This window comes from Vibrio sp. 2132-1 (assembly GCF_033344315.1).
This window is the reverse complement of record NZ_JAWPON010000520.1, coordinates 1-616: the sequence shown is the minus strand read 5'-3', so window position 1 is coordinate 616 and position 616 is coordinate 1. Positions and strand designations below refer to the sequence as shown.

General features: G+C 42.5%; 1 protein-coding gene. It reads right to left on the bottom strand.

Features of this window, described 5'->3' with window-relative positions; genetic code table 11:
* Positions 1-66: 66 nt before the first annotated feature.
* On the bottom strand, positions 67-616 hold a 550-nt coding region (locus R8N47_RS26415), incomplete at its 5' end, for a type VI secretion system baseplate subunit TssG (RefSeq protein ID WP_318186257.1).

Sequence of the window (616 nt, the reverse complement as noted above, 5' to 3'; positions counted from 1 at the left end):
TCCTTCGCTTGCGGAGACAATCTTTCGACCAACGCTGAAAGTGATAATGAAGCCATTATGTTTCCTTTAAACCGTAATTGTTATGTTGCGATCTTCCGTACGTTCATGTTTTTTCAGTACAGAGCCGACACCTAACTGACCTTGTTGCTTAGATATTTGAACTTGAGGCAATAGACTATGTTTAGTCGTGAGTTGCCATTTAACGTGCTTGTGTTTGCCAATGAAGTCACCTGCTACCTGTTTTATCGTTTTCAATGTATTGGTCTTGGGTAACAGATTTTTGACTTGCTTTCTTTCCTTTGGGAGAAACTCAATTGTTGTACTTGCATTGATATTCCAGGCTCTTTTTCCTAGTGACGCACCAGCACCGAGTTGTGCAAACTGGCCTTCGGGCATACTTTTCGATCCCAAACGTGTTTGTTCAGATTTAGACAGTCGCATCCATTGACCTTGAAACTCGTGAATACGAATTTGGCAACCAGACAAACATTCCAAAATGCTCTTCAATGCACCTTTACTTCGTGTTGGAGATGCATACATGCCGCCATAATGCAGTGCAAGATCATTCCCATCGCCAGTCAATGACGACATGCAATCAGTTAATGGGGAGCGCTGA